Genomic DNA, 1175 nt, shown 5'->3' with positions numbered 1-1175 from the left:
CCGCTCAGGGAGCTTGACGGGCAGTGCCCGCCATGCGAACAAGGGCGTCTGCCGACGGTCTCCGTCGGCGGTTCAGAAAAAGAATGGCCCCGGAACAGCCATTGCCCGCTCCGAGATCTTATTGAGCGCCAGTACATCAACAGACCCAGTATTCAACACACCCCCACTCTGTATTTGTTTCCGTCCGGGCCCGGAGGGACCGGACGCAGAAAGACTATTTCCCCCGGCCCCGAAGGGGACGGGAAGAGAAAGGCTATTTTCACCCGGATCCTCCGGACCCGGATGAAAACAGTCTTTCTTGAGGTTGGTAATTTGTTCGATATGGATATAGAATATGGTGGCATTCATGTACGAAGACCACATTATCCGTGGCTGGACAGGTCATTTGTAGAACCGATTTTGGAAACTGAATTGAATTTCTTGATTTGGGCTATGCCGTTCAAAAAACATAGCGATAAGCCTGATACAATAGACTATCCAATTTCGGTTATTATGGATTTGCGTTATCCAAAGCTAAAGAAGAAACTTGTGGATTATATCCCGTATTTGATGCGTCCGTTGTAAAGATAGAAAAAAAATATGGCCTATGTCATAAATGACATAGGCCATACGTTGGAAGATTAGTCTGGGTATGCAGTGTAAATATCGTAGGTGAAGTCGAGACCATACTTGTCAGGGTCAGGTCTGCCCAAGTCCCATAGCATGACGTTTACACCACTATTACCAATGTTTGCATCAGTGGTGCAGAGCATGTTTGGAATTCCATTGATAGTCTTTCTGTCGCTGATGATGGCGACATGCATCAGACGTCCTTGATTGTCTACGTTGATGATAAGGTCGCCGACACGGGCTTCATCATAGCTGACTTGCCGGAAGGCGACGTCTTGGCCGAAGATATAGTCGAATACGCGAGCGGCCCATCCGCCACAGCCGGCNTTGGTGCTGACAAGTCCGCCAGCATCAAACGTATACGTTGTGGTAATCTGGCGAATAGCAGCGGGTCCGCTGTATCTGCCAGTGTCGGTCTTTGCAGGATACTGGGCGCGAAGCTCGTTCATGAGTTCCGTCACGTTCNCGACCGTGATGGGCTTGCCGTTTGTCAGAGTTCCGGCAGCAGGAGTGTTGGGCGTTTCAGGCTTCTCAGGTTCTACAGGAGTTGTGTTGCCGGTNTNAGC

General features: G+C 50.0%; 1 protein-coding gene. It reads left to right on the top strand.

Annotated elements, in window-relative coordinates; all coding sequences use genetic code 11:
• On the top strand, positions 1–564 hold a 564-nt coding region (locus tag JX325_RS17300), incomplete at its 5' end, for a hypothetical protein (RefSeq protein ID WP_204792242.1).
• Positions 565–1175: the final 611 nt, after the last annotated feature.

Source organism: Oscillibacter sp. CU971 (assembly GCF_905219725.1).
Classification (GTDB): domain Bacteria; phylum Bacillota; class Clostridia; order Oscillospirales; family Oscillospiraceae; genus Oscillibacter.
Note: the sequence above shows the minus strand (reverse complement) of the source record. Positions and strands in the feature narration are given on the sequence as shown.